The sequence below is a fragment of the Microbacterium sp. GCM10027623 genome (assembly GCF_042666935.1).
Lineage (GTDB): Bacteria > Actinomycetota > Actinomycetes > Actinomycetales > Microbacteriaceae > Microbacterium.
This window is the reverse complement of record NZ_JBHTHE010000001.1, coordinates 1488225-1507940: the sequence shown is the minus strand read 5'-3', so window position 1 is coordinate 1507940 and position 19716 is coordinate 1488225. Positions and strand designations below refer to the sequence as shown.

General features: G+C 69.3%; 21 protein-coding genes. 7 read left to right on the top strand and 14 right to left on the bottom strand.

Features of this window, described 5'->3' with window-relative positions:
- Positions 1-40: 40 nt before the first annotated feature.
- Positions 41-865 carry an IniB N-terminal domain-containing protein gene (locus tag ACFQY2_RS06900; protein ID WP_378744931.1) on the top strand — a complete coding sequence of 275 codons (825 nt, stop codon included), beginning with the start codon at positions 41-43 and terminating at the stop codon, positions 863-865.
- Between the two features lie 463 nt (positions 866-1328).
- Here the strand turns inward: ACFQY2_RS06900 and ACFQY2_RS06895 are convergent, their stop codons facing one another.
- The 5 genes from ACFQY2_RS06895 to groES form a co-directional block, all read right to left on the bottom strand.
- A complete protein-coding gene (locus ACFQY2_RS06895; protein ID WP_378744930.1) occupies positions 1329-2960 on the bottom strand; it encodes a dynamin family protein in 1632 nt (543 codons plus the stop codon).
- Positions 2960-4945, bottom strand: coding sequence for a dynamin family protein (locus ACFQY2_RS06890; protein WP_378744929.1), 1986 nt, complete (start codon positions 4943-4945; stop codon positions 2960-2962). The genes ACFQY2_RS06895 and ACFQY2_RS06890 overlap by 1 nt, the downstream gene beginning before the upstream one ends.
- Entirely contained in the window at positions 4905-5129 is a 225-nt protein-coding gene (locus tag ACFQY2_RS06885) for a hypothetical protein (RefSeq protein WP_378744928.1), read from the bottom strand. The genes ACFQY2_RS06890 and ACFQY2_RS06885 overlap by 41 nt, the downstream gene beginning before the upstream one ends.
- Before the next feature lie 94 nt (positions 5130-5223).
- Entirely contained in the window at positions 5224-6354 is a 1131-nt protein-coding gene (locus tag ACFQY2_RS06880) for a hypothetical protein (protein WP_378744927.1), read from the bottom strand.
- A gap of 199 nt (positions 6355-6553) precedes the next feature.
- A complete protein-coding gene (gene groES, locus ACFQY2_RS06875) occupies positions 6554-6850 on the bottom strand; it encodes a co-chaperone GroES (RefSeq protein ID WP_067242196.1) in 297 nt (98 codons plus the stop codon).
- 152 nt (positions 6851-7002) lie between these two features.
- Here groES and ACFQY2_RS06870 point away from each other — a divergent pair, with 152 nt between their 5' ends.
- A complete protein-coding gene (locus tag ACFQY2_RS06870; RefSeq protein ID WP_378744926.1) occupies positions 7003-8205 on the top strand; it encodes an SAM-dependent methyltransferase in 1203 nt (400 codons plus the stop codon).
- A gap of 34 nt (positions 8206-8239) precedes the next feature.
- Here ACFQY2_RS06870 and ACFQY2_RS06865 read toward each other — a convergent pair whose 3' ends face one another.
- From ACFQY2_RS06865 to flgN, 9 genes are read right to left on the bottom strand one after another with little or no spacing between them, the layout of a single operon-like run.
- Complete coding sequence (locus tag ACFQY2_RS06865) at positions 8240-9343, bottom strand: hypothetical protein (protein ID WP_378744925.1); 1104 nt, start codon at positions 9341-9343, stop codon at positions 8240-8242.
- 3 nt (positions 9344-9346) lie between these two features.
- The gene (locus ACFQY2_RS06860) at positions 9347-9811 is read right to left on the bottom strand and encodes a hypothetical protein (protein WP_378744923.1); all 465 of its coding nucleotides are present in this window, start codon (positions 9809-9811) and stop codon (positions 9347-9349) included.
- Positions 9808-10893 carry a tRNA (adenosine(37)-N6)-threonylcarbamoyltransferase complex transferase subunit TsaD gene (tsaD, locus tag ACFQY2_RS06855; RefSeq protein ID WP_378744922.1) on the bottom strand — a complete coding sequence of 362 codons (1086 nt, stop codon included), beginning with the start codon at positions 10891-10893 and terminating at the stop codon, positions 9808-9810. Before tsaD ends, ACFQY2_RS06860 begins: the two co-directional genes overlap by 4 nt.
- Entirely contained in the window at positions 10890-11501 is a 612-nt protein-coding gene (gene rimI / locus ACFQY2_RS06850) for a ribosomal protein S18-alanine N-acetyltransferase (protein WP_378744921.1), read from the bottom strand. Before rimI ends, tsaD begins: the two co-directional genes overlap by 4 nt.
- Positions 11502-11509: 8 nt before the next feature.
- Positions 11510-12082, bottom strand: a complete 573-nt coding sequence (gene tsaB / locus ACFQY2_RS06845; protein ID WP_378744920.1) for a tRNA (adenosine(37)-N6)-threonylcarbamoyltransferase complex dimerization subunit type 1 TsaB — start codon at positions 12080-12082, stop codon at positions 11510-11512.
- A 46-nt stretch (positions 12083-12128) separates the two neighbouring features.
- Positions 12129-12503 (bottom strand): flagellar assembly protein FliW, encoded by a 375-nt coding sequence (gene fliW / locus ACFQY2_RS06840; protein WP_378744919.1) that lies wholly within the window; start codon positions 12501-12503, stop codon positions 12129-12131.
- Positions 12500-13381, bottom strand: a complete 882-nt coding sequence (flgL, locus tag ACFQY2_RS06835) for a flagellar hook-associated protein FlgL (RefSeq protein WP_378744918.1) — start codon at positions 13379-13381, stop codon at positions 12500-12502. The genes fliW and flgL overlap by 4 nt, the downstream gene beginning before the upstream one ends.
- Before the next feature lie 10 nt (positions 13382-13391).
- Positions 13392-14801, bottom strand: a complete 1410-nt coding sequence (flgK, locus tag ACFQY2_RS06830) for a flagellar hook-associated protein FlgK (RefSeq protein WP_378744917.1) — start codon at positions 14799-14801, stop codon at positions 13392-13394.
- A gap of 5 nt (positions 14802-14806) precedes the next feature.
- Positions 14807-15289: a flagellar export chaperone FlgN gene (gene flgN / locus ACFQY2_RS06825; RefSeq protein ID WP_378744915.1), complete on the bottom strand. Its 483-nt coding sequence runs from the start codon at positions 15287-15289 to the stop codon at positions 14807-14809.
- Positions 15290-15471: 182 nt separating this feature from the next.
- Between flgN and ACFQY2_RS06820 the strand changes: the two genes are divergently transcribed.
- From ACFQY2_RS06820 to ACFQY2_RS06800, 5 genes are all read left to right on the top strand, one after another.
- Positions 15472-16275, top strand: a complete 804-nt coding sequence (locus ACFQY2_RS06820) for a sigma-70 family RNA polymerase sigma factor (RefSeq protein WP_378744914.1) — start codon at positions 15472-15474, stop codon at positions 16273-16275.
- 88 nt (positions 16276-16363) lie between these two features.
- The gene (locus ACFQY2_RS06815; RefSeq protein WP_378744913.1) at positions 16364-17497 is read left to right on the top strand and encodes a flagellin; all 1134 of its coding nucleotides are present in this window, start codon (positions 16364-16366) and stop codon (positions 17495-17497) included.
- A 72-nt stretch (positions 17498-17569) separates the two neighbouring features.
- Positions 17570-18958 (top strand): flagellar filament capping protein FliD, encoded by a 1389-nt coding sequence (fliD, locus tag ACFQY2_RS06810; protein ID WP_378744912.1) that lies wholly within the window; start codon positions 17570-17572, stop codon positions 18956-18958.
- Positions 18955-19356, top strand: a complete 402-nt coding sequence (gene fliS / locus ACFQY2_RS06805; protein ID WP_378744910.1) for a flagellar export chaperone FliS — start codon at positions 18955-18957, stop codon at positions 19354-19356. The genes fliD and fliS overlap by 4 nt, the downstream gene beginning before the upstream one ends.
- A gap of 2 nt (positions 19357-19358) precedes the next feature.
- Positions 19359-19616 (top strand): hypothetical protein, encoded by a 258-nt coding sequence (locus ACFQY2_RS06800; RefSeq protein WP_378744909.1) that lies wholly within the window; start codon positions 19359-19361, stop codon positions 19614-19616.
- Positions 19617-19716: the final 100 nt, after the last annotated feature.

The window sequence follows — 19716 nt, the reverse complement described above, 5'->3', positions numbered from 1 at the left end:
CCGCCCAGCCCTCCCGAGCCGGAGGGGAAGGGGGCCGCAGATGACTTCACCAGTCGAGACCATCGCTGACGCGCTCATCGCATTCATCATGAGCCTTCTGAGGGATCCCGAGGCCGCCAACGGATTCGCGGGATCACCGCACGCCGCGCTCGCAGCGCGAGGACTGTCCGACGTGTGCATGGCCGATGTCGCGGCAGTGCGACCGGTGATCGTCGACCATCCCTCGGTGGTGCACCACAGCAGCCCGCCGCCTCCGCCGCCGACGGATCCGGGTGGCGACGGCGCCGTGCGGGAGATCGTCAGGATGATCCAGCAGTACACGATCGACGCACAGCAGTACACGACGGTCGACGCGCGCTCGACCATTCTGGATCAGTCCGTGAACCAGAACATCTGGACGGAGGGCGGCGACGTCACGCAGGTCTTCGATCAGGACGCCGTGGTCGCTTCCGGCGACAGCGCGATCGCCGCCGGAGACGACGTGTCGGTGAGCGACTCGGACACGGACGTCTCGCTGGGCGACGTGACGATCGGCAATCGGACCGACGACGACAGTTTCAACCAGACCGGCACGGACCCCGACTCGGATGCGCCCGCCGCGGACGACCCCCCGGTGGACACCGACGCCGACGTCCTGCAGTCCTCCGACCCCGGTTCCGTGGCGGCCGCGGCGCCCGCCGACCAGGCGGCCGACGCGGCAGCGGCCCCCGCGTCCGAACCGGTGGCCCCGCCCGCGGACGTGCCGGAGCCGGCCGATCTGCTCGAAGGGGACATGACCTCCGACAGCACCGACGCGTATGACGCCGATGCGACCGGCGCCGCGCTGGACGACCTGCCCATCGACGGTCCGGTCGAGGATGACTGACACCACCGGAAGGGCCGACCCGGCATCCTCCCCCGAATCTCCGGGTGGGGGTGCCGGGTCCGTCGCGCCGTACGCGTCTCGGGAGCTGCCGGCCCGCCCGCCGCTCAGCAATCCGAACGCCGCACCCGTGCTGGTCAAGGCCACGCCGCCGTTCTCGATCCGCCTGACGCAGCTCCTGTGGATCCTCAGCTTCGGCGTGGGCGCCTTCAACGTCGTCTACCTCTTCGTGATCCGCCAAGAACTCCTTCCGCTCATCGCCGACCGGGCGGAGACCGTCACCGCGGGGCGCAGTCAGCAGGCCTACGAGTCGGCCGCCGACATCGTCTTCTGGGTCGTCTTCGGAATGCTGGTCGCCGTGGTGCTCGCCCAGATCACCCTGCTGGTGTCGTTCATGAGCCGACGACCGCAGGTGCGCTGGTGGCAGCTGCTCACGCTGGCGCTGCTGTCACTCGTCGTCGTGCTGTCACCGGGATGGGTGGCGCAGGGCCCGCAGGGCGCGCCGTTGCAGCCCCTTCTTGCCGCTCAGGCCGCGCTGGTGCTCCTCGCGCTGCTGATCAGCATCCTGCCCCCGGCCCTCGGCTGGTCCGCCCGCCGCTTCGACGTGCGCCGGGGACCGCAGGGCCCTGCCCGCGCCGACCTCTGAGGCGACGCCGTCGAGGCTGCGCAGCACAGCGCGATGAACGCGCAGCGCTGCGGGCGCCGCGGTCGGCCATGCGCTCAGCACCCGCCAGCGGTCGATCTCGGCGAGGACACGCTCGGCGATCACCTCCCGGGGCGCGTCAGCCGCGAGCCCGAGACGGGCGGACGGCGTCACGCCGTCCGATCCGAGGATCCGCTCCGCCGTTCGAGCGTCGGCGGCGTCCAGCGGCAGCCCGCGCGATCGTGCCAGCGCGAGCAGAGCGAGCTCGTCCAGCATGTGCGCGGAGGCGAGGAACCTCTCGATTCCGGCCCGGATCTCCTCGGATCCCTCCTTGGGCGTGCGCCGCATCATCGCCTGCAGCTGCAGCACGACACCGCGTGCTTTCAGGATGTCGGATCGCGGATGGAAGTGGCGCTGCACGAACTCCTGCAGTTCGATCAGTCCGCTCTGCTGCACCATGGCCTCCGACAGCTCCGAGGAACTGGACACGCCCCCGCGGATCAGCGCTGCGGAGAGGCGGACCCCGAAGATGCCGAACCGCGCCAGCAGCTGCTCCCGCACACCGATGCTGAGCCCGGTGGCGGTGCTCTCCCGCACGAAGCGATCTGCGGAGACGAGCAGACCCTCGCGGGCCGCCCGCTCGAGTCCTGCGAGCTCCCGGAACGCGATGTACTCGCTCTCGCGGAGTGTGCGCGCGCCCTCCGCGAGCAGCCCGGCCACCGGCACGACGGCGAGAGCGAGGGCGGCGAGGTCGCCGTCGCGTTCATAGCGCTGCGCCACACGACGGGCGGACAGCAGCGAGTCGATCCGACCGGAGCCGACCTCGTCGGATCGCGAGAGGACGGCGACGGCGCAGATGCTCTGCCCTGCACCGGCGGCGGTGTCGCGGAACGCCTCCAGGAACCCCACATCGGAGCCGTGCAGGTGTCGCATGAGGTAGATCACCGCATCCGCGGTGGACGGTGCGTCATCGGGGGTGAGGAAGCGCGTCGTGCGGGCAGAGGTCTCCGGCGACAGCGATGCGATGCCGGGGGTGTCGATGAGGATGAGCGACTCGAGCCCGTCCAGCGGCCAGCCCACGTCGATCCATTCGATCTCCTCAGCGGTACGACCGCCGAGATCGAAGGTGAGCAGGCCACCCTCCCGCCGGATCGGCATGCGGCTCTCGCTGCCGTCGCGCAGATGCATGGTGATCCGTGGCGTCGGCGAGTGGCGGTACCACGTGACCACCCGAGTGCATTCAGCCGTGTCCGTCGCGGCGATGCGCTCACCGAGCAGGGCATTGAGCAGGGTCGACTTTCCCGCCTTGACCATCCCCGCGATGGCCAGCCGCAGCGGCTCATGCAGTCGCGTGTCGAGCTGATCTATCAGCGCGCGTTCCTCGCGGTCCCCCGAGTACACCATCCGCGCGGCGCGCAGCAGCTCCTCGGTGTCGGAGATCACGCCGGAGGGCATCAGTCCTCCCCACCACGACGCAGCGCCGCCCTCGTCAGGGCGGCCGGCTGCGGCTGGGCCGACCGCGAAGCCCGCGGATCCCGGTGGACGGCGGCGTAGGCGGGAGCGGGCGGAAGCGCGGGGATGGCGCGTCGCACGCGCTCCAACTCGGCGACCCGCTCCTTCAGCAGCGCGACCCGCTGATCCCGTGACGTCGTGAACCCGGTCGCACCCTGCCTCGCTCGCTGGAGCGCATCGGAGAGCGAACTGTGCAGTTCTTCGGCGAGCGAGCCGAAGTGGTCCCTGGCGGTGCGCTGCACCAGGCGCAACCGGTCCTTGAGCTGCTTGCCGACCTGGAAGGTGACCTCGTCCACGTAGCGTCGCACGATCATCTTCGCTTCCTGCTGACGCCGGCTGAGCCGATTGCTCATGTCCTCCCGGTACGCCCTCCTGCCCACGAGCACACCGGCCAGGAGAGAGAGGGGATTGATCAGCGCCATCCCGATCAGACCCGTCGCCAGTCCGACCATCAGCACACCGCCGTACGAGCCGCGCAGGCCGATGTAGATCTTCTCCCCCGCGCCGAGCTGTCCCGCTTCCAGGTCGCCGATTCCCTCGACGGGGTCGAGCACACCTCCGATGTCGGAGACGTCTCGGACCGGGATGTCGGCTTCGTCCTGGCTGAACAGCTCCGCCACTTCCTCGGACAGCCAGCGGGAGCGCTCGTCCGTCCACACGAACGTCTCGGACACGGCCGCCGTGACGCGCTGGTCCAGCCACTCGGTGATCTGGTCCCAGATCGGCCCCGGGTCGCCCTCGTCGATCGCGCGCTCCGCCTCGCGCTGAACCTTGCGCAGCCGGTCGCGCACGTCGTATTCCATATCCGCGACCAGGTCGGCGATGCCGTCGGTGAGCATGACCTGCCAGCGGGCGGAGCGACCTCGGAACTCATCGGCCTTCGCCTTGGCGATCTCCAGTTCCGCGATCATCCGCGGCGTGTCCTCCGGGTTCAGCAGGGCGTTCAGCTCGGCGCGCAGCGACATCCCCAGCTGGTCGACGACGGACAGCAGCTCGTGCACGGCGCTGCGCTCGTGAATGAGCTCCGCGCGACCGAGCACTTCACGACGAAGATGGGCGACGAGGGCGGGAAAGCCGGACTCGTCGTTCAGACTGCGATCCTGCAACTCGGCGGCCAGGAGACGCAGGTCGCTGGAGACCGAGAAGATCGGCACGTCCTCGCTGCCGGCCAGGTGGGCGCGATCGATCGTCTCGATGCGGCGCCATTCCGGATAGAGGTCGGTCTTGGCGAGCACGGCGGCGACGTTCGGAGAGATGCGCATGGCGTGGCGGAGGAACTGCACCTCGGGCTCGGTGTATTCCTGCGATGCGTCCGAGACGAGCAGCACGGCGTGCGCCGAGGAGAGGGCAGCGAGGGTGGCGAGGGAGTTGGAGGATTCGAGTCCGCCGACGCCCGGGGAGTCGACGAGCTTGAGGCCGCCTCGCAGGATCTCGCGCGGAAGCAGCACCTCGGCCGAGAGGATGCCCCGCTCGTTTCCCGGGTTGCCGCGTTCGGACACGTAGTCGGCGAGTTCGTCGAGCGGGATCTGACGACGCCGCGGCTGCGCTCCGTCGCCGTCGGGCCGCTCGATCACCCAGGCCGAGGGCTGCTCGGCGTAGGCCACGGTGGTGGGGACGCTTGTCGCGACGTCGTCGTCGACCGGGCACGCCGGCGCGTTCACGAGCGCGTTGATGAGCTTGCTCTTGCCCTGTTTGAACTCTCCCACCACGATCACCCGCACGGACGGATCCGCCAAGCGCTCGCGTGTGCCGGCCAGCCGTGTCGCCAGGTCCTGCCTGCCTGCAGACGCAGCGAGATCGCCGACGTCATGGATGACGTCGGCGATGCTCGCCTCCCCAGCAGGATGCTCGTCCGCCACAGTTCGCCCTCTCGTCTCCGTGAGCTGATCAGCCGAAGAATGCGGAGCCGTCCGCGTCATCCACGACATCCGGAGTGCCGTCGAGATCTCCCCAGATCTCGTCGGCGTCCAGGTCCCAGTCGGATTCCGCGATATTGGCGATCTCCTGAGTGAACAGGTCGGTGGCGAAGGGGTCGAATGCACCCGCGTCTCCCCAGAGCGCGGGATCCTGCCCGACACCGTCCGACCCTCGGGCATCCGTTTCGTCAGCCATCACTGCGGCTCCCCTCGGATGCTTCAGGATTCTCGTGGTATGCCCGGCCGACCGCCACGGGGACGGCCGGCCAGGTCGTGCACCTGCTCAGACCTCAGAGTGCCAGGTCGGTGGCGTCCCCGAAGGGACTGTCGACATTGGAGTTGTCCAGCGTGAGGTCCAGATCCGACGTGACCGACGAGTTGTCCTGGAAGGAGTCGTCGACCGTCCAGCTGTCGGAGTTGTCGATCATCGAGTTGTCCTGGAACGAGTCCTGAACAGTCCAGCTGTCCGAGTTGTCCGTCCACGAGTTGTCCGAGTTGTCGGAGTTGTCCGAGTTGTCGGAGTTGTCCGAGTTGTCGGAGTTGTCGGAGTTGTCGGAGTTGTCCTGGAACGAGTCGTTGACCGACCAGTTGTCCGAGAAGTCCTCGTTGAACGAGTCCGTGTTCCAGGTGTTGCCGGTCCACACGTCGCCCATGGTGATGTCGGTGTCGATGTGGGTGACCGTCGCGTCTCCCCCGGCCGCTGCCGCGCCGTCTCCGGATGCGATGTTGCTGCTCTGCCCGAAGGTCTGGCTGACTCCCCCACCGTCTCCGGTGGAGATGCTCTGGTTCACCGACTGGTCGTTGAGCGTGGTGCGCCCATCGATGTGCAGCGCGCCGGCACCGGCCACGGCACCCATGCCACCGCCGCCCGCTCCCACGTCGCCGAAGCCGGAGTTGTACTGTCGCACACCCGAGGTGACGGAGTTGTCGTACAGCGTGTTGTACGAGTCCGTGATCGAGTGGTCGGAGTTGTCTCGCCAGGAGCGGTCCGAGTTGTCCGAGTTGTCGTTGTACGAGTCGTTGGTCGAGTTGTCGGAGTTGTCCGAGTTGTCGTTGTACGAGTCGTTGGTCGAGTTGTCGGAATTGTCCGAGTTGTCCGAGTTGTCCGAGTTGTCGGAGTTGTCGGAATTGTCCGAGTTGTCGGAATTGTCCGTCATCGAGTTGTCGGAGTTGTCCGTCATCGAGTTGTCGGAACTGTCGGAGTTGTCCGAGTTGTCCGAGTTGTCCGAGTTGTCGGAGTTGTCCGAGTTGTCCGAGTTGTCGGTGAACGAGTTGTCGGAGTTGTCCGAGTTGTCGGAGTTGTCCGTCATCGAGTTGTCGGAGTTGTCGGAGTTGTCCGAGTTGTCGGTGCTGTTGCCCGAGTCCGCGATCCCCAGATTCCACTGAGCACCGAGGAGGTTGACGTTGTCGTCGAGAGCCATGATCGAATCCCCTTTGATCGTGAGAGTGCCAAGTGGCGCCTTCGACAAGTGTGGGACTCTCGCCGAGTGCAGGCATCGGGGGTCGCCCCGACCGTTGCGGGGACGCCACGGGGGATCTGCGGAGCAGCGATGGGGACGCATAGGGGACGACAAAGGGTCCGGATGCCGATGGCATCCGGACCCTTGAGAACGTCGCGCGTCAGCGGACGACGACCGCCAGCACGTCGCGCGCCGAGAGCACCAGGTACTCGTCAGCGCCGAACTTCACCTCGGTGCCGCCGTACTTGCTGTAGAGCACGCGGTCACCCACAGCGACGTCGAGCGGGACGCGGTTGCCGTTGTCGTCGATGCGACCGGGGCCCACGGCCACGACCTCGCCCTCCTGGGGCTTCTCCTTCGCGGTGTCCGGGATGACCAGACCGCTTGCGGTGGTCTGCTCTGCCTCGACCTGCTGGATGACGATGCGGTCCTCGAGCGGCTTGATGGAAACCGACACGGTGTACCTCTTCTTTCTTGACTGAGAATCAGAAGACTGGTTAGCACTCTCATACCGAGGGTGCTAACTCCAGTGTAGGACGATGGCTGGCACTCACGCAATGCGAGTGCCAGCTGCGCGGCGTTCCGCGCAGATGTCCGTAGGCTGATCGAGTGGAGATCTCCGAGCTGACCGCGCTGCTCACCCGCGAGGGACTCGCTCTGCTCGATGACATCGGGGGCATCTCGTCGACCGCGGAGGTGGCGCGGACCGTGTCACGGCTGCGCGCGGCCGGCCACTCCCCCGAGCTCGTCTCGGCGGTCGTCGGGCAGGCGCATCTGCGCGTGAAGGCGCGGGCCAAGTTCGGCGATTTCGCTGAACGGATGCTCTTCACCCGTGCGGGTCTCGAACAGGCGACGCGCCTGACGGTCGCGACGCTGCATGCCGTCCGGATGCGCCAGGCCGGTGTGACCGCGGTGTCGGATCTGGGGTGCGGCATCGGCGGCGACAGTCTCGCCTTCGCAGGCGCCGGCATGCGGGTCACCGCGGTCGACGCCGATGAGGTGACCGCAGGCATCGCGGCGTACAACCTGGCTCCCTTCGGCACCGAAGCCCGTGTGCGCACCGGGCTCGCCGAGGAATGGGTGCCTGATCCTGACGACGGACCCGCCGACGGCGCCGTCTGGCTCGATCCCGCCAGGCGGACGGCCGGACACAGCGAGACGCGGCGGTTGTCGGCCTCCGATTGGTCGCCGTCGCTGGACTGGTGCTTCGAAGTGGCCCGGCAGCATCCGACCGGCATCAAGCTCGGTCCGGGATTGGATCGCGACCTCATCCCGGCCGATGTCGAGGCGCAGTGGGTCAGCGCCGACGGCAGCGTCGTCGAACTGGTGCTGTGGAGCGGGGCGCTCGCGCGCGACGGCGTCCGCCGTTCCGCGCTCCTCGTGTCGGCCGGCGAGCGCCACGAGCTCACCGCGGCCGCGGATGCGGGGGACGTGCCGGTGCGCCCGCTCGGCGCGTTCCTCCACGAGCCCGACGGCGCCGTGATCCGCGCGCGGCTGATCGGCGACGCCGGACGGATGCTGGATGCGGGCATGCTCGACGAGCAGATCGCCTACCTCACCGGCGATGCCGCTGTGACGAGCCCTTTCGTGCAGTCGTTCCGGGTCCGCGAGACGATGCCCGTGCATGCCAAGACGATCTCTGCCGCACTGCGCGCTCACGACATCGGCCGACTGGAGATCAAGAAACGCGGGATGGACATCGATCCGGCGGCGTTCCGCAAGAAGTTGAACCTCCGCGGCTCGCAGGAGGCGACGCTGATCCTCACCCGCACCCCGGCGGGCCGCATCGCGATCCTCGCCGACCGGGTCTGACCCGGCCTGCTCGGGGCTGGCGGGGCGCACGGCGTCAGTCGATCTCGCCGGTCGTGTCGTCGATGGATGTGCAGTCCCCGGCTGCGGCGTCGCAGGTGATCTGGGTCGGCACCGCTGCGCGGAAGACCGTCAGCGACGGACCGCGAGGGGAGTCGAGAACGCTGTAGACCACGTCGCCGACGGCCAGCTGAAGGGGGATCTCCGTCGTCAGAGAGCCGCACTGCTGCGCGACCTCGGTCGCGTCGTGCACCAGCACCATCAGGCACGTGCGGTCGCCTTGATACAGCCAGATCGGGACCGCACCGTCATAGCCGAGAAGGGTCAGCCACTCGCCGTCGAACCCGGTCTGCTCGATCAGGTCCACCTGAACGAGCTCGTCCTCGCTGTACTGCGACCGCCAGTCCCAGCCGCCGTCGGTCATGTTCTGCCGCTGCATGACGGTGACCGGATCGCCGTCGGTGTCCTCGGCGAGGACGGCGAAGATCATGTAGTGGTCGCCGTCCTCCGTGTAGTCCAGGCTCACCTGCAGGTCGAAGTCACCGTGTTCGCCGGCGGTGGGGCGGCAGCCCGCCGACGGGTCGCGGTCGCCCCAGGTCAGAATGACGCACGTCCGCGTGGAGCCCTGCTGGGTGGCTCTCCACGTCGTCGCACCGTACTTCGCGCCCACCACCTGGATCGACCCCGGGTCGTAGTCGCCGGAGGCCTCCAGCTCGCTCCACGTGTCCTGCTGCGCCGCGGTCATCGTCATCCGACCGGTGCCGGCTCCGAACACCAGCCAGCCCGCACCCAGCCCGACCAGCACGGCGACCGCCGCGACCAGGGCGAGCATCCACCGCCGCGCCGGCGCAGCGGGAGCAGGCGAGTTCTCCGCACTCCGCGCGTCAGACTCTGCAGGATCGGCGGGCACCGCGCGGGTGGAGGCGACAACCATGCCGGCCTCGTCCGCTCGCGGAACGGGGACGACCGCATCAGCCGGGTCGGATTCGGCGGTCTGCGCCTCGGGGACGGCGACGTCAGCGAGGTGACGATTGTCCAGGTCGTGCAGTTCGACGACCTCGGCATCCGTCAGCGACCCGCCGGCTGCATAGACCCGCTGGTGAAGCTCACGTCGTCGTGCGGCTTCGACATCGTCCAGCATCCGTCACCCCAGCATCTCGAACTGCATGGCCGCCCAGATCAGCCACCCGGTGCTGAACAGTGTGGCGAACAGGCCCAGGACCAGCGCCCAGATGGACATGGAGCGGCTCTCGATCGGCCGGCGCAGAGACATGATGGCGGCGATCACCGCGACGATCGCGACGGGGATGCCCCAGCCGACGAACATCGAGGTCGCCAGCGCCACGATGGCCGCGAACAGCGCCCAGGGCGCGAGTCTCGCATCGTCCGTGTGCTCCGCGGGAGCGGCGGGATCCCAGTTGCCGGCGGCGAACTGCTCCGCATCCGGCACGCTCGCCCGTTCGACGGGCACCGGAGCGGTGGGCATCCTGTCGTAACCGCGTGACGCACCGGGGATCGCGACGGCTCCTTCGGGTCGCTCGACCTCGGCGCTGGGCGCTTCGACACGGGGACCGCCCCTGTCGGGCCGCTCGCCGCGCGGATCGGTCATGTCGCACTCACCTGGATCTGCGTCACGGGAAGCGTGGAGTCGGCGCCGAACTGCAGCGTGGACGCGCCGCGGCCTCCCGCGATCAGCTCGGCGGCGAGCCCGGCGATCATGGCGCCGTTGTCCGTGCACAGGCTCAGCGGGGGGATGCGCACGGTGACGCCGGCGGCGGCAGCCCGCTCCAGCGCCACCTCGCGCAGGCGACGATTGGCGATGACCCCGCCGCCGAGCAGCAGACGCGGCACGCCGAGATCCCCGCACGCGGCAAGGGCCTTTGTGACGAGCACATCCGCCACCGCCTCGCGGAAGCTTGCGGCGACGTCGGCGACCGGCACCTGCTCGCCGTTCGCCTCGGCCCGCTCGATCCACCGCGCGACCGCGGTCTTCAGCCCCGAGAACGAGAAGTCGTAGCGGTGCCGGACCAGATCCGACGCCTTCGACAGACCGCGTGGGAACCGGATCGCCTTCGGGTCGCCTTCGGCCGCCACGCGGTCGATGTGCGGGCCGCCCGGGTAGGGCAGGCCGAGCAGGCGGGCCACCTTGTCGAAGGCCTCCCCCGCCGCATCGTCGATGGTCTCGCCGAGCAGCTCGACGTCGGTGGTCAGATCCCGCACGTGCAGCAGAGAGGTGTGCCCACCCGAGACCAGGAGCGCGATCGTGGGATATTCCAGCGGCTCGGCAGTCCTGTTCTGCGCGGTCGGCGAATCCGGCTCCGAAAGGATGTCGGCGGCGATGTGTCCGACCAGATGGTTCACGGCGTACAACGGCTTGTTCAGGGATACGGCCAGCCCCTTGGCGGCTCCGACGCCGACCATCAGCGCACCGGCGAGGCCGGGGCCGCTGGTCACCGCGATGGCGTCCAGATCGGCCAGTGTCACCTGCGCCTCTGCCAGCGCGCGCTCGATGGAGGGCTGCAGCGCCTCGAGGTGAGCACGCGCGGCCACCTCCGGTACGACGCCGCCGTAGCGGGCATGCTCGTCCATGCTGGATGCGATCGTGTTGGACAGCAGCGTCCGACCGCGCACGATGCCGATGCCGGTCTCGTCGCAGCTCGTCTCGATGCCGAGCACCAGGGGTTCTGTCATGCGGTGGCCTCCTGTGCAGCATCCGACTCGTCAGTCCTGGCCGTCTGCACCCCACCCGTTCCGGAGGAGTTCTCTGCGATGGGAGGAGCTTCTGCGGGGAGGTCTCCTCCCGAGCCGGAGATCTCCTCCGGAGCGGGAGCGGCACCCCGAGCACGGGCGGCCCGCGCGGCCCACTCCCGCAGGTCCAGGCGCATCACGATCGCATCGACGTCACCCGGCTGGTAGTAGCGCGGCCGGCGGCCGAGCTCGGCGAACCCCTCCGACACGTACAGGGCCTGTGCGACGGGGTTGTCGGCGCGCACCTCGAGGAACAGCTCGCGCGCCCCGCGGCCGACCGCTTCGCCGGCCAGCGCCCGCAGCAGCGCGCGCCCGCGGCCACTGCCACGGAAGTCCGCATCGAGAGCGATGGTCTGGATGTCGGCATCCGTCCCGCCCTGCAGTGCGCGCACACCGCCGTACCCGACGATCCGACCGTCCTCGACATCGACCAGATACACGTTGTGCGCGCTGGCGACCTCGGCGGACATGGTCTGCTCGCTCCACGCGTCCTCGGGGAAACTGCGGCGCTCGAGGCCCATGATCGCGGGGAGGTCATCGGTCGTCGCCATCCGCAGCGTCATCCGCTCACCCGCTTCGGTGGTCCCGGCTGCACGACATCGGGCGAGCGCAGGTACAGCGGCTCGGCGCTCGCCAGCGTCCGGCCGGCGGCCACGGCGCGCGCGCCGACCCGGGCGAGGGCGGATGCCGACAGCTCGGCGGTCTCGTGCATCGGATCGGTGCCGCGTCTCTCGAGGCGCGTGGGCTCGGTGAGGATCGGGATGCCGTCGGCGTCCACCCCGTCGAAGACGCTCACCGCGATCTCGCGTCGGCGCGCGTCGGTGACCACGGTCACCGGACGGTCGGCGTCGAGCGCGATCGCGAAGTGGCTGGGGACGGGGACGACCGGGATGCCACGACCGAGCGCGAACGCGCGGGCGGCGGCGATGCCGATGCGCAGACCCGTGAACGGCCCGGGACCCATGCCCGCGACGACGTGGGTGATGCCGGGACGGACGACAAGGGCGAGCAGATCGCCGATCACCTCGGCATGACCCAGGCGTCCGGGTGCGGATGCCTCGGCGACCACGGCGCCGTCGGCATCGACGACGGCGACGGCTGTGCCCAGGGAGGTGTCGACGGCGAGAATCACCCTTTCAGGGTAGCCGCCGACGCCCGGCACCTCCGTCAGCGCCGAATCAACTCAGCGAGACGCGCAGGGGAAGATCCTGATCCTCGAGGATCAGCTGCGCGGCGACGCCGGTCGTGGAGTTCACGACGATGGGTGCGAGCAGGTTCACGTGCACGCCATCGGGCGGCGTCCGCCCCACCACGAGCAGCAGCATGGCCTGCTCGGGAGAGGTCAGGCCGAGCACCTGCACGTCGTCGTCGCCGATGGTCGGTGTGTAGTCGGCTGCGACGCGTCGCGGGTCGACGACGTGGATCCGCAGCGACTGATCGTCGATCGCGTCGAGGGCGAACAGTCCGTCGACGCCGGCGACCGGCTCGAGCAGGAAGCGCGTGTGCGGCGCGAATCCGGGCGGCGGACTGACGAAGGTCAGCGCGACGCTCACCGCAGGAACTCCATCAGCGAGGGCTGCAGCACGCGACCGGTGACGGCGAGCGCCGACCGGTAGACCAGCTCCTGCGCCTGCAGCCGCACCAGAACCTCGACCGAGTCGACGTCTTCGACGGCGGCCCGCCTCGCCTCGAGTGACACCGCGTCCTGCACCGTCGCCTCCTTCGCCCGCTCGATCTGCGCCTGCCTGGCACCCACCGTGCCCTGCGCACTGAGCATAGCGTTGCGCCGCTGATCGATCTCGTCGAGGCGCGGAGCGACGTTGACGCCGGCACGGAGGTCGGCGACGATGTCATCGATCAAAGCGAACACCGAGTTCGCGCCGACGCCGAACACCGCCGCGCCGTCGCTGTCCACTCGGATCGATCCGGCATCCGAGATCTGGCGCACGACCTCGGACCCCGGGATGCCGCTGTAGCCGGTGTCCTCGGCGAAAGCGGGCTTGTCGGAGGTGCCGGCGAAGACCGAGCGCCCGGCGATCGTGGTGTTGGCGGTGGAGAGCATCTCCGCGCGGATGCTCTCCAGCTCCACGGCGATGGCCTCCCTGGCCGTCGCGTCCATGGCCCCGTCGTTCGCCCCCTGCAGGGTGAGCGTGCGCACCCTGCCGAGCAATGACGTGCCGGCCGTGATCGCGGAGTCCGCCGCGGTCAGCCAGGCCAGTCCGTCGCCGATGTTCCGGGCGTACTGCGCATTGCGGTGCTGGTCGCCGTGCAGTCGCAGGGCGGCCGTCGCGGCCGCCGGATCATCCGACGGCGAGAGGAACGCCCGCTGCGAGGTGGCCTGCTCCTGCAATCGGGACAGCTCCGACAGATTCGTCTGCAGCTGACGCATCGCGGAGGATGCCATCGCCGAGGTCGTGACACGAGAGATCATGTGCGGCTCCTTATCGACCCACGAGACCGGTGCGGTTGATCAGCACGTCGAGGGATTCGTCGACCGCCGTCAGCACTCGCGCGGCGGCCTGGTACGCGCTCTGATAGGTGAGGAGGCTGATGGTCTCCTCATCGCCGTCCACGGCGGCGACGGAGCGCTGCGCGGTGACGGCGGTGACGGCCGCGGCACCGGACAGCTGCGCCCGCTGGATGTCGCCGGCGGTGCTGACGGCGAAGGCGCCCACAGCTCCGGTCCACCTGGCGTCGGGTGAGAGCGCGCTCCGGCCGATCTCGGAGATCGCGTTCGCGTTGCCCGCATCCAGGGGTCCGCCACCCGGCTTCGCGAGGGCGAGATCGGACGGGTCCTGCACGACGACCGCGAGGCCGAGCGCCGCCGGCCCCGTCGCCGACAGGGAGAAGAAGTCACCGCCGGGCTGCCCGGAGGCCGTCTCCCCCAGCCGGTGCTGCGCATTGACCATCTCCGCGAGGGCCGTCGCGACGGTGTTGTAGGAGTGAGCGATGCCGGCGAGGGTGCCGCCGTCATCGGCCGGCGCGAGGACGCTGAGCATCCCGCCCAGCTCCCCGCCGTCCACAGCCACCGCGAAGCCCGACGCACCGGACCACGACACGGTCATCGCCCCGTTCTCGTCCATGGATGCCGGTCCGCTCAGAGCCAGCGCCCGGGCGCTGTCGCCGGAGACGAGGGCGTTGCCGTCGACACGCACGGTCATCGTGCCGTCGGCCTCCAGCGTCCCGCGCGCGCCGACGAGGCGGGCGGCGGTCTGAACCAGGCCGTCGCGACGGTCGATGAGTTCGTTCGCGGATCGGCCGGATGCCAGCGCGTCGCGGATCTCGGCGTTGAGCTCCGCGATCTGCGTGGCGGTGGCGTTGATCTGAGTGACCGCGCGCTCCGCACCGGCGCGGGTGTCGCTCCACTGCGTCGTCATCGCACGATACCCACCGGCGATCTGCGCGGCGAGTTGCGCGGCGCTCTCGAAGACCACCGCCGCGGCGGCCCCGGAGTCGGGCGCTATCCCGAGGTCCTGCCAGCCCGCCCAGAACCTCGACAGACGTGCCGAGAGCCCGTGCTCGCCGGGTTCCGCCATCGTCGCCTCCGCCGCGGTGGCGGCGAGTGCGCGGGCCGACCAGTAGCCCGCCGAGCTCGAGGACTCGCGCACGCGGGCATCCAGAAGAGCATCGCCCAGTCGCGCGATGCCGTCGACGGAGACGCCGTGTCCTGGTGCGGCCCCCGCGGCGAACCGTGTGGACAGGGTCGCCGCGGGGATCGCCGACGTGCTCACCCTCTGCCGGGTGTAGCCCTCGGTCCCCTGGTTGGCGATGTTCTGGCCGACGACGTCCATCCCCCGCCGTGCCGCCGCGAGTGCGCTGGCCGCCGTGCCGAGACCGCTGAAAGTGGACATGGTCCTCACATCTCCGTGTCGATGATGCGCGCGGAGTCGCCGCGCGCGCGTTCGCCCTGGGTCGTGTATTCGCCGCTGGCTTCGCCGAGTCCGGCGAGGGTCTCCTGCGTGGCGCGGAGCACCGCCCTCAGCCGCTCCGAGTTCCCCTCGCGGAGTCGACCGACCTCGTCGGTCAGCTTCGTGAGCGCGTGCAGGTGACCGGTCAGGACGTCTTTCCACGCGGCCGTCGGTGCGGCCTCGATCAGATCGCGGATGCCCGCGCCCTCGGGCGCGCCCCACTCCGCGGCGACCGTCTCGGCTTCGACGAGGCGCGTGATCCCCGCTTCGCGCAGTCCTTCGAGGACCTGCTCGATCTCCCGCGTGGCGAACTGCGTCCACCTCGTCCGTCCCGCGGCGAGCAGCAGCTCCTGCTCCTCGAGTTTGAACAGCAGCATTTCCAGCAGTTCGCGTTCACGCCACAACAGCATGGACAGTTCATTGGCTCCCATAACGCTTCTCTCCCCAGTGCGACCGGCCGATCGACGCGGTCAAAGACGACTATCGACCGTCTTCAGAATATTGTTATGCCGGGGGTATGGGTACTTCTCCCCATACAGCTATCATTCAGGTTGTGGTAGGCGGGGGGAGCCGGCCACAGGGAAGACCCAGCCCACCTACCGGAGGATGACCGATGTCGACTCGTCCCGAGCGCAATCGCCTCATAGAGGAGAACCTGCCGCTCGTCGGCTATCTCGCCTCCGAGACGCATGCCCGCGCCACGCACGTTCCCCGGGAAGAACTGGTCTCGGCGGGAGCCCTCGCTCTCGTGACGGCGGCCGATGCCTTCGACCCGGATCTCGGTGTGCCCTTCGGCGCCTACGCCCGCCGACGGATCCTCGGTGCGTTCGCCGACGAGATGCGGGCCATGGACTGGGCTCCGCGCGGTGTCCGCGGTCGCATCAAGGAGACGACGAGGGTCCAGGATACGCTGTCCGCCGCGCTGGGACGACAGGCGTCCGTCGCAGAGATCGCGACGACCATGGGAGTCTCCGCCGACGAGGTCACCGCGGCCCTCGCCGACGCGTCCCGCACGGTGGTCGCACTCGATGATGCGTACGAGATCGATCCGGCATCGCTCACCCCGCTGCCGGAGGAGTCCGCGATCGTCGCCGAGCGGCGCCAGCTGCTGCAGCATGCGATCCAGTCGCTTCCCGAGCGGATGCGCGCGATCGTGCACGCCGTCTACATCGAGGAGCGTCCCGTCAAGGACATCGCCGAGGAGCTGGGAGTGTCGCACTCCGCCGTCTCCCAGCAGCGGGCCGAGGCGATCCGCCTGCTGCGCGACGTGCTCGAGCGCTACTACCGCGACGGCGACGACCCTGATGTCATCTCCCGCGTCTCCGCGTCCGTGCGCGACGGCTTCTTCGCACGCATCGCCGAGGCCGGTGGCGCGCGCGTCGCGCGCGCTCTCGCGCCCACGGTGGTCACCCGCTGACTGCTTACCCTCTGCCTCCGAACGCCGATAGGTCTCAGCGGAGCCCACGGACGGGCTCCGCACGAACCCCATCACGGAGGAACACACCATGGGAATGCAGATCAACACCAACGTGTCGGCGCTGAACGCCTACCGCAACCTGTCGAGCACGCAGAACGACCTGTCGAAGTCGCTCGAGAAGCTCTCGAGCGGTCTGCGGATCAACCGCGCAGCGGACGACGCGGCGGGCCTGGCGATCAGCGAGGGCCTGCGCGCGCAGGTCAACGGCCTGAACGTCGCGGCACGCAACGCCCAGGACGGCATCTCGGTCATCCAGACCGCGGAAGGCGCCCTGACCGAGGTCCACTCCATCCTGCAGCGCATGCGCGACCTCGCAGTGCAGGCCGGAAACGACTCGAACAACGGTGAGTCGCGTGCGGCGATCACCAAGGAGGCCACGCAGCTCTCCGCCGAGCTGAAGCGCATCGGCGAGTCGACCAACTTCAACGGGATCAAGCTGCTCGACGGCAGCGCCAACCTGAGCTTCCAGGTCGGCGCAGACGGCGACGCCGCGAGCCGCATCGGCGTGAACCTCACCAGCGCGGACGTGAGCGGCATCGCGAACTCGCTGACGGTCGGCGCATCCGGCACGAGCTTCGCGGTGGCCACCCCCACCCTCGTGACGGGTGCGCAGGCGTTCACCGTCACGAACGCTGACGGCAGCACGAGCAACATCGGCGTCACTCTGGGTGCGGCCGGCGCCTACAACACCGTTCAGGAGGTCGCAGACGCCCTCAACGGCAGCGACAGCTTCAGCGCAGTGCTGAGCGCCTCGGTCGACGCGAGCAACCAGCTCGTCGTCACCTCGCTGAACGGAGGATCGGTCGCCGTCACCGCGCCGGGCACCGGCCTGGCTGCTGGCACGGCGGGCGCAGCCGGTGCGCTGGACTTCACCACATCCGGTGGTGCGGCCAACGCGATCACGCTGCTGGACGCACAGATCGAGGCGGTCTCGTCGTCCCGCGCCGACCTCGGAGCGATCCAGAACCGCTTCGAGTCGACGATCAACTCGCTCAACGTGTCGGCGGAGAACCTGTCGGCTGCCGAGAGCCGCATCCGCGACACCGACATGGCGTCCGAGATGGTCAAGTTCACCGCGAAGAACATCCTGTCGCAGGCCGGCACCGCCATGCTGGCACAGGCCAACCAGGCCAACCAGGGCGTTCTGCAGCTGCTGCGCTGATCCTGATCACGCATCCGGGTGAGGGCCGCACGCCCTCACCCGGATGCCTCACCTCGCCGCAGAAAGGCTCACATGGGAATCGCACTCGACGGTCTGGTGTCGGGCCTGAACACCACCGAGCTCATCAAAGCCCTGATGGACGTCAACTCCATCCCTCGCAACCTCCTGAAGTCCAAGATGACCGACAAGGGCGTCATCATCTCGAACCTCCAGTCGCTGAACTCCTCTCTGCAGGATCTGTTCACCAAGACGACCGCCGCGCTGCAGCCCGGCGCGATGGACCGCTTCACGACGTCGTCCTCCGCATCCGGGGTCACCGTCACCGCCGCCAAGGACGCCGACCCTGTCACCGCCGAGATCGTGGTCGACAGCGTCGCGCAGCGACACTCCGTCGTCACCGCCGCGTACGCGACATGGCCGGAGGATCCTCCGACACTCACCCTGCAGAACTCGGCCGGGGAGCGGATGCAGATCACGGCGCCCTCGGCCTCTCCTCAGGACGTCGCGAAGGCGATCAACGAGGCCGGCTTCGGCATCACCGCGCATGCTGTTCCGGCCGGCACGGATGCCGGCGGCAATCCACTGCACCGCCTGCAGTTGACCGCTGCCGAGGCGGGAGCGGGCGGCACCTTCCGCATCGATCGCGGCGACCTCGCCTCCGTCGATGCCGGCACCTCGACCGACCTCGCCACGGAGCCGGGGGCCGCGACGATCGCCACGGGAATCGACGCGCAGATCCGGCTTTGGGCCGGGACCGCGGCCGAGCAGATCATCACCTCGCCGAACGGCACCTTCACCGGACTGTTCGCCGGCGTGGACGTGAGCGTGAACGCCAAGCCCACCGACCCTGTCACGATCGGCGTCACCCGTGATTCCTCTGCACAGGCGAAGGCGCACGGCGACCTGATCTCACAGATCGCCTCGCTGCTCACCGGCATAGCCAACGGCTCCACAGCGACCGTGCCCAGCGGAGCAGGCGAGACGACCACCCTCGGCGTGTTCACCGGAGACAGCACCGTGCGTGCGCTGCGGCTCGCCCTGTCCGACGCCGTGCAGCACCCTGTCGACGCCGTCTCGCCCTCCAGCATCGGCATCTCCGTCGACAGGCATGGTGTCCTGTCGTTCGACCAGGCCCGGTACGCCGCCGCCCTGGCCGAGGATCCCGCCCGGGTGGCGCGGGTGTTCGCCGGAGTCGTGGCGAGAGTCCAGGACGTCTCGGAGACCTATTCCGACAAGCACGACGGACTGCTCACCGCGCGCATCACCGGCCAGCAGAGCGAGGTCGACGGGCTCGGAGACCAGATCGAGCGGTGGGACGTGCGCCTGGCCCAGCGCAAGGCGACTCTCGAGCGCACGTACGCGCAGCTCGAGGTGCAGCTCTCGCGCATGCAGTCCCAGTCGGCCTACCTCACCTCTCAGCTGGCGGCGCTGACGCCGTCGCAGAACGGATCCGGATCATGAACACCGCACTGAAGGCCCAGCAGCGCTACCGCGAGCTCGCCATCCTCTCGGCCGGACCCGAGCGTCTGCTGACGATGCTGTACGACCGGCTGCTGCTCGACATCGAACGCGGTGAGGCGGCGCAGCGCCGCGGCGAATGGGACGAGGCCAATGCGCAACTGCAGCACGCGCAGGCCATCATCGCCGAACTCAGGTCATCGCTGACGGATGCCTGGGAGGGAAGTGCGAGTCTGCACGCCCTCTACGTCTTCCTCACCGAGACGCTGATCGGGGCGAACATCGGTCGCGACCCGGATCGCACCCGTTCCTGCGCCGAACTCGTCGCGCCGCTGTGCGATGCCTGGCACGCCGCCGCGGCGTCCGTGGGCACCGCGGCTCCGAGAGCGGCCGAGGCGTGACCGTGCGCGCGTGGGAAGCGCTGCTGGATCGCTTCGAACGCGAATTGGACGGCGCGCAGGACACTGCCACCTGGCATCCGCGCGCCGGTCCCCTGCCTGCCGAGCTCGCCGATCGTGCCCGCGAGGTGCTGCGCCGCCAGCAGGAGCACATCGCGGCGGTGCGCGCCGAGCAGGATGCGATCGCGCATCAGCTCGTCGCACTGCGCAGAGTCCCGGACACCAGCGCCGACGTCCCCGCGTTCCTCGACGTGGCGGGCTGATCGGACCCGGCACCTTACATCCGCGACGGGCGTGCCGATAGAGCATCCCGAGCAGGGAGCGCTCACCGAGATCGGCCACGGATCGGCCTCATTCCGACGA

Excerpts from the sequence above, each read along its gene's own strand:
- rimI (WP_378744921.1), bottom strand. The coding sequence starts at position 11,501 with ATGGCGACGACCGATGACCTCCCCGCGATCATGGGCCTCGAGCGCCGC.
- ACFQY2_RS06865 (WP_378744925.1), bottom strand. The coding sequence starts at position 9,343 with ATGCTGGACGATGTCGAAGCCGCACGACGACGTGAGCTTCACCAGCGG.
- flgN (WP_378744915.1), bottom strand. The coding sequence starts at position 15,289 with ATGGGAGCCAATGAACTGTCCATGCTGTTGTGGCGTGAACGCGAACTG.
- ACFQY2_RS06815 (WP_378744913.1), top strand. The coding sequence starts at position 16,364 with ATGGGAATGCAGATCAACACCAACGTGTCGGCGCTGAACGCCTACCGC.
- ACFQY2_RS06860 (WP_378744923.1), bottom strand. The coding sequence starts at position 9,811 with ATGACCGATCCGCGCGGCGAGCGGCCCGACAGGGGCGGTCCCCGTGTC.
- ACFQY2_RS06885 (WP_378744928.1), bottom strand. The coding sequence starts at position 5,129 with ATGGCTGACGAAACGGATGCCCGAGGGTCGGACGGTGTCGGGCAGGAT.
- flgL (WP_378744918.1), bottom strand. The coding sequence starts at position 13,381 with ATGATCTCTCGTGTCACGACCTCGGCGATGGCATCCTCCGCGATGCGT.
- fliS (WP_378744910.1), top strand. The coding sequence starts at position 18,955 with ATGAACACCGCACTGAAGGCCCAGCAGCGCTACCGCGAGCTCGCCATC.
- ACFQY2_RS06820 (WP_378744914.1), top strand. The coding sequence starts at position 15,472 with ATGTCGACTCGTCCCGAGCGCAATCGCCTCATAGAGGAGAACCTGCCG.
- ACFQY2_RS06900 (WP_378744931.1), top strand. The coding sequence starts at position 41 with ATGACTTCACCAGTCGAGACCATCGCTGACGCGCTCATCGCATTCATC.
- tsaD (WP_378744922.1), bottom strand. The coding sequence starts at position 10,893 with ATGACAGAACCCCTGGTGCTCGGCATCGAGACGAGCTGCGACGAGACC.
- ACFQY2_RS06890 (WP_378744929.1), bottom strand. The coding sequence starts at position 4,945 with ATGTCGTGGATGACGCGGACGGCTCCGCATTCTTCGGCTGATCAGCTC.
- fliD (WP_378744912.1), top strand. The coding sequence starts at position 17,570 with ATGGGAATCGCACTCGACGGTCTGGTGTCGGGCCTGAACACCACCGAG.
- ACFQY2_RS06895 (WP_378744930.1), bottom strand. The coding sequence starts at position 2,960 with ATGCCCTCCGGCGTGATCTCCGACACCGAGGAGCTGCTGCGCGCCGCG.
- flgK (WP_378744917.1), bottom strand. The coding sequence starts at position 14,801 with ATGTCCACTTTCAGCGGTCTCGGCACGGCGGCCAGCGCACTCGCGGCG.
- ACFQY2_RS06880 (WP_378744927.1), bottom strand. The coding sequence starts at position 6,354 with ATGGCTCTCGACGACAACGTCAACCTCCTCGGTGCTCAGTGGAATCTG.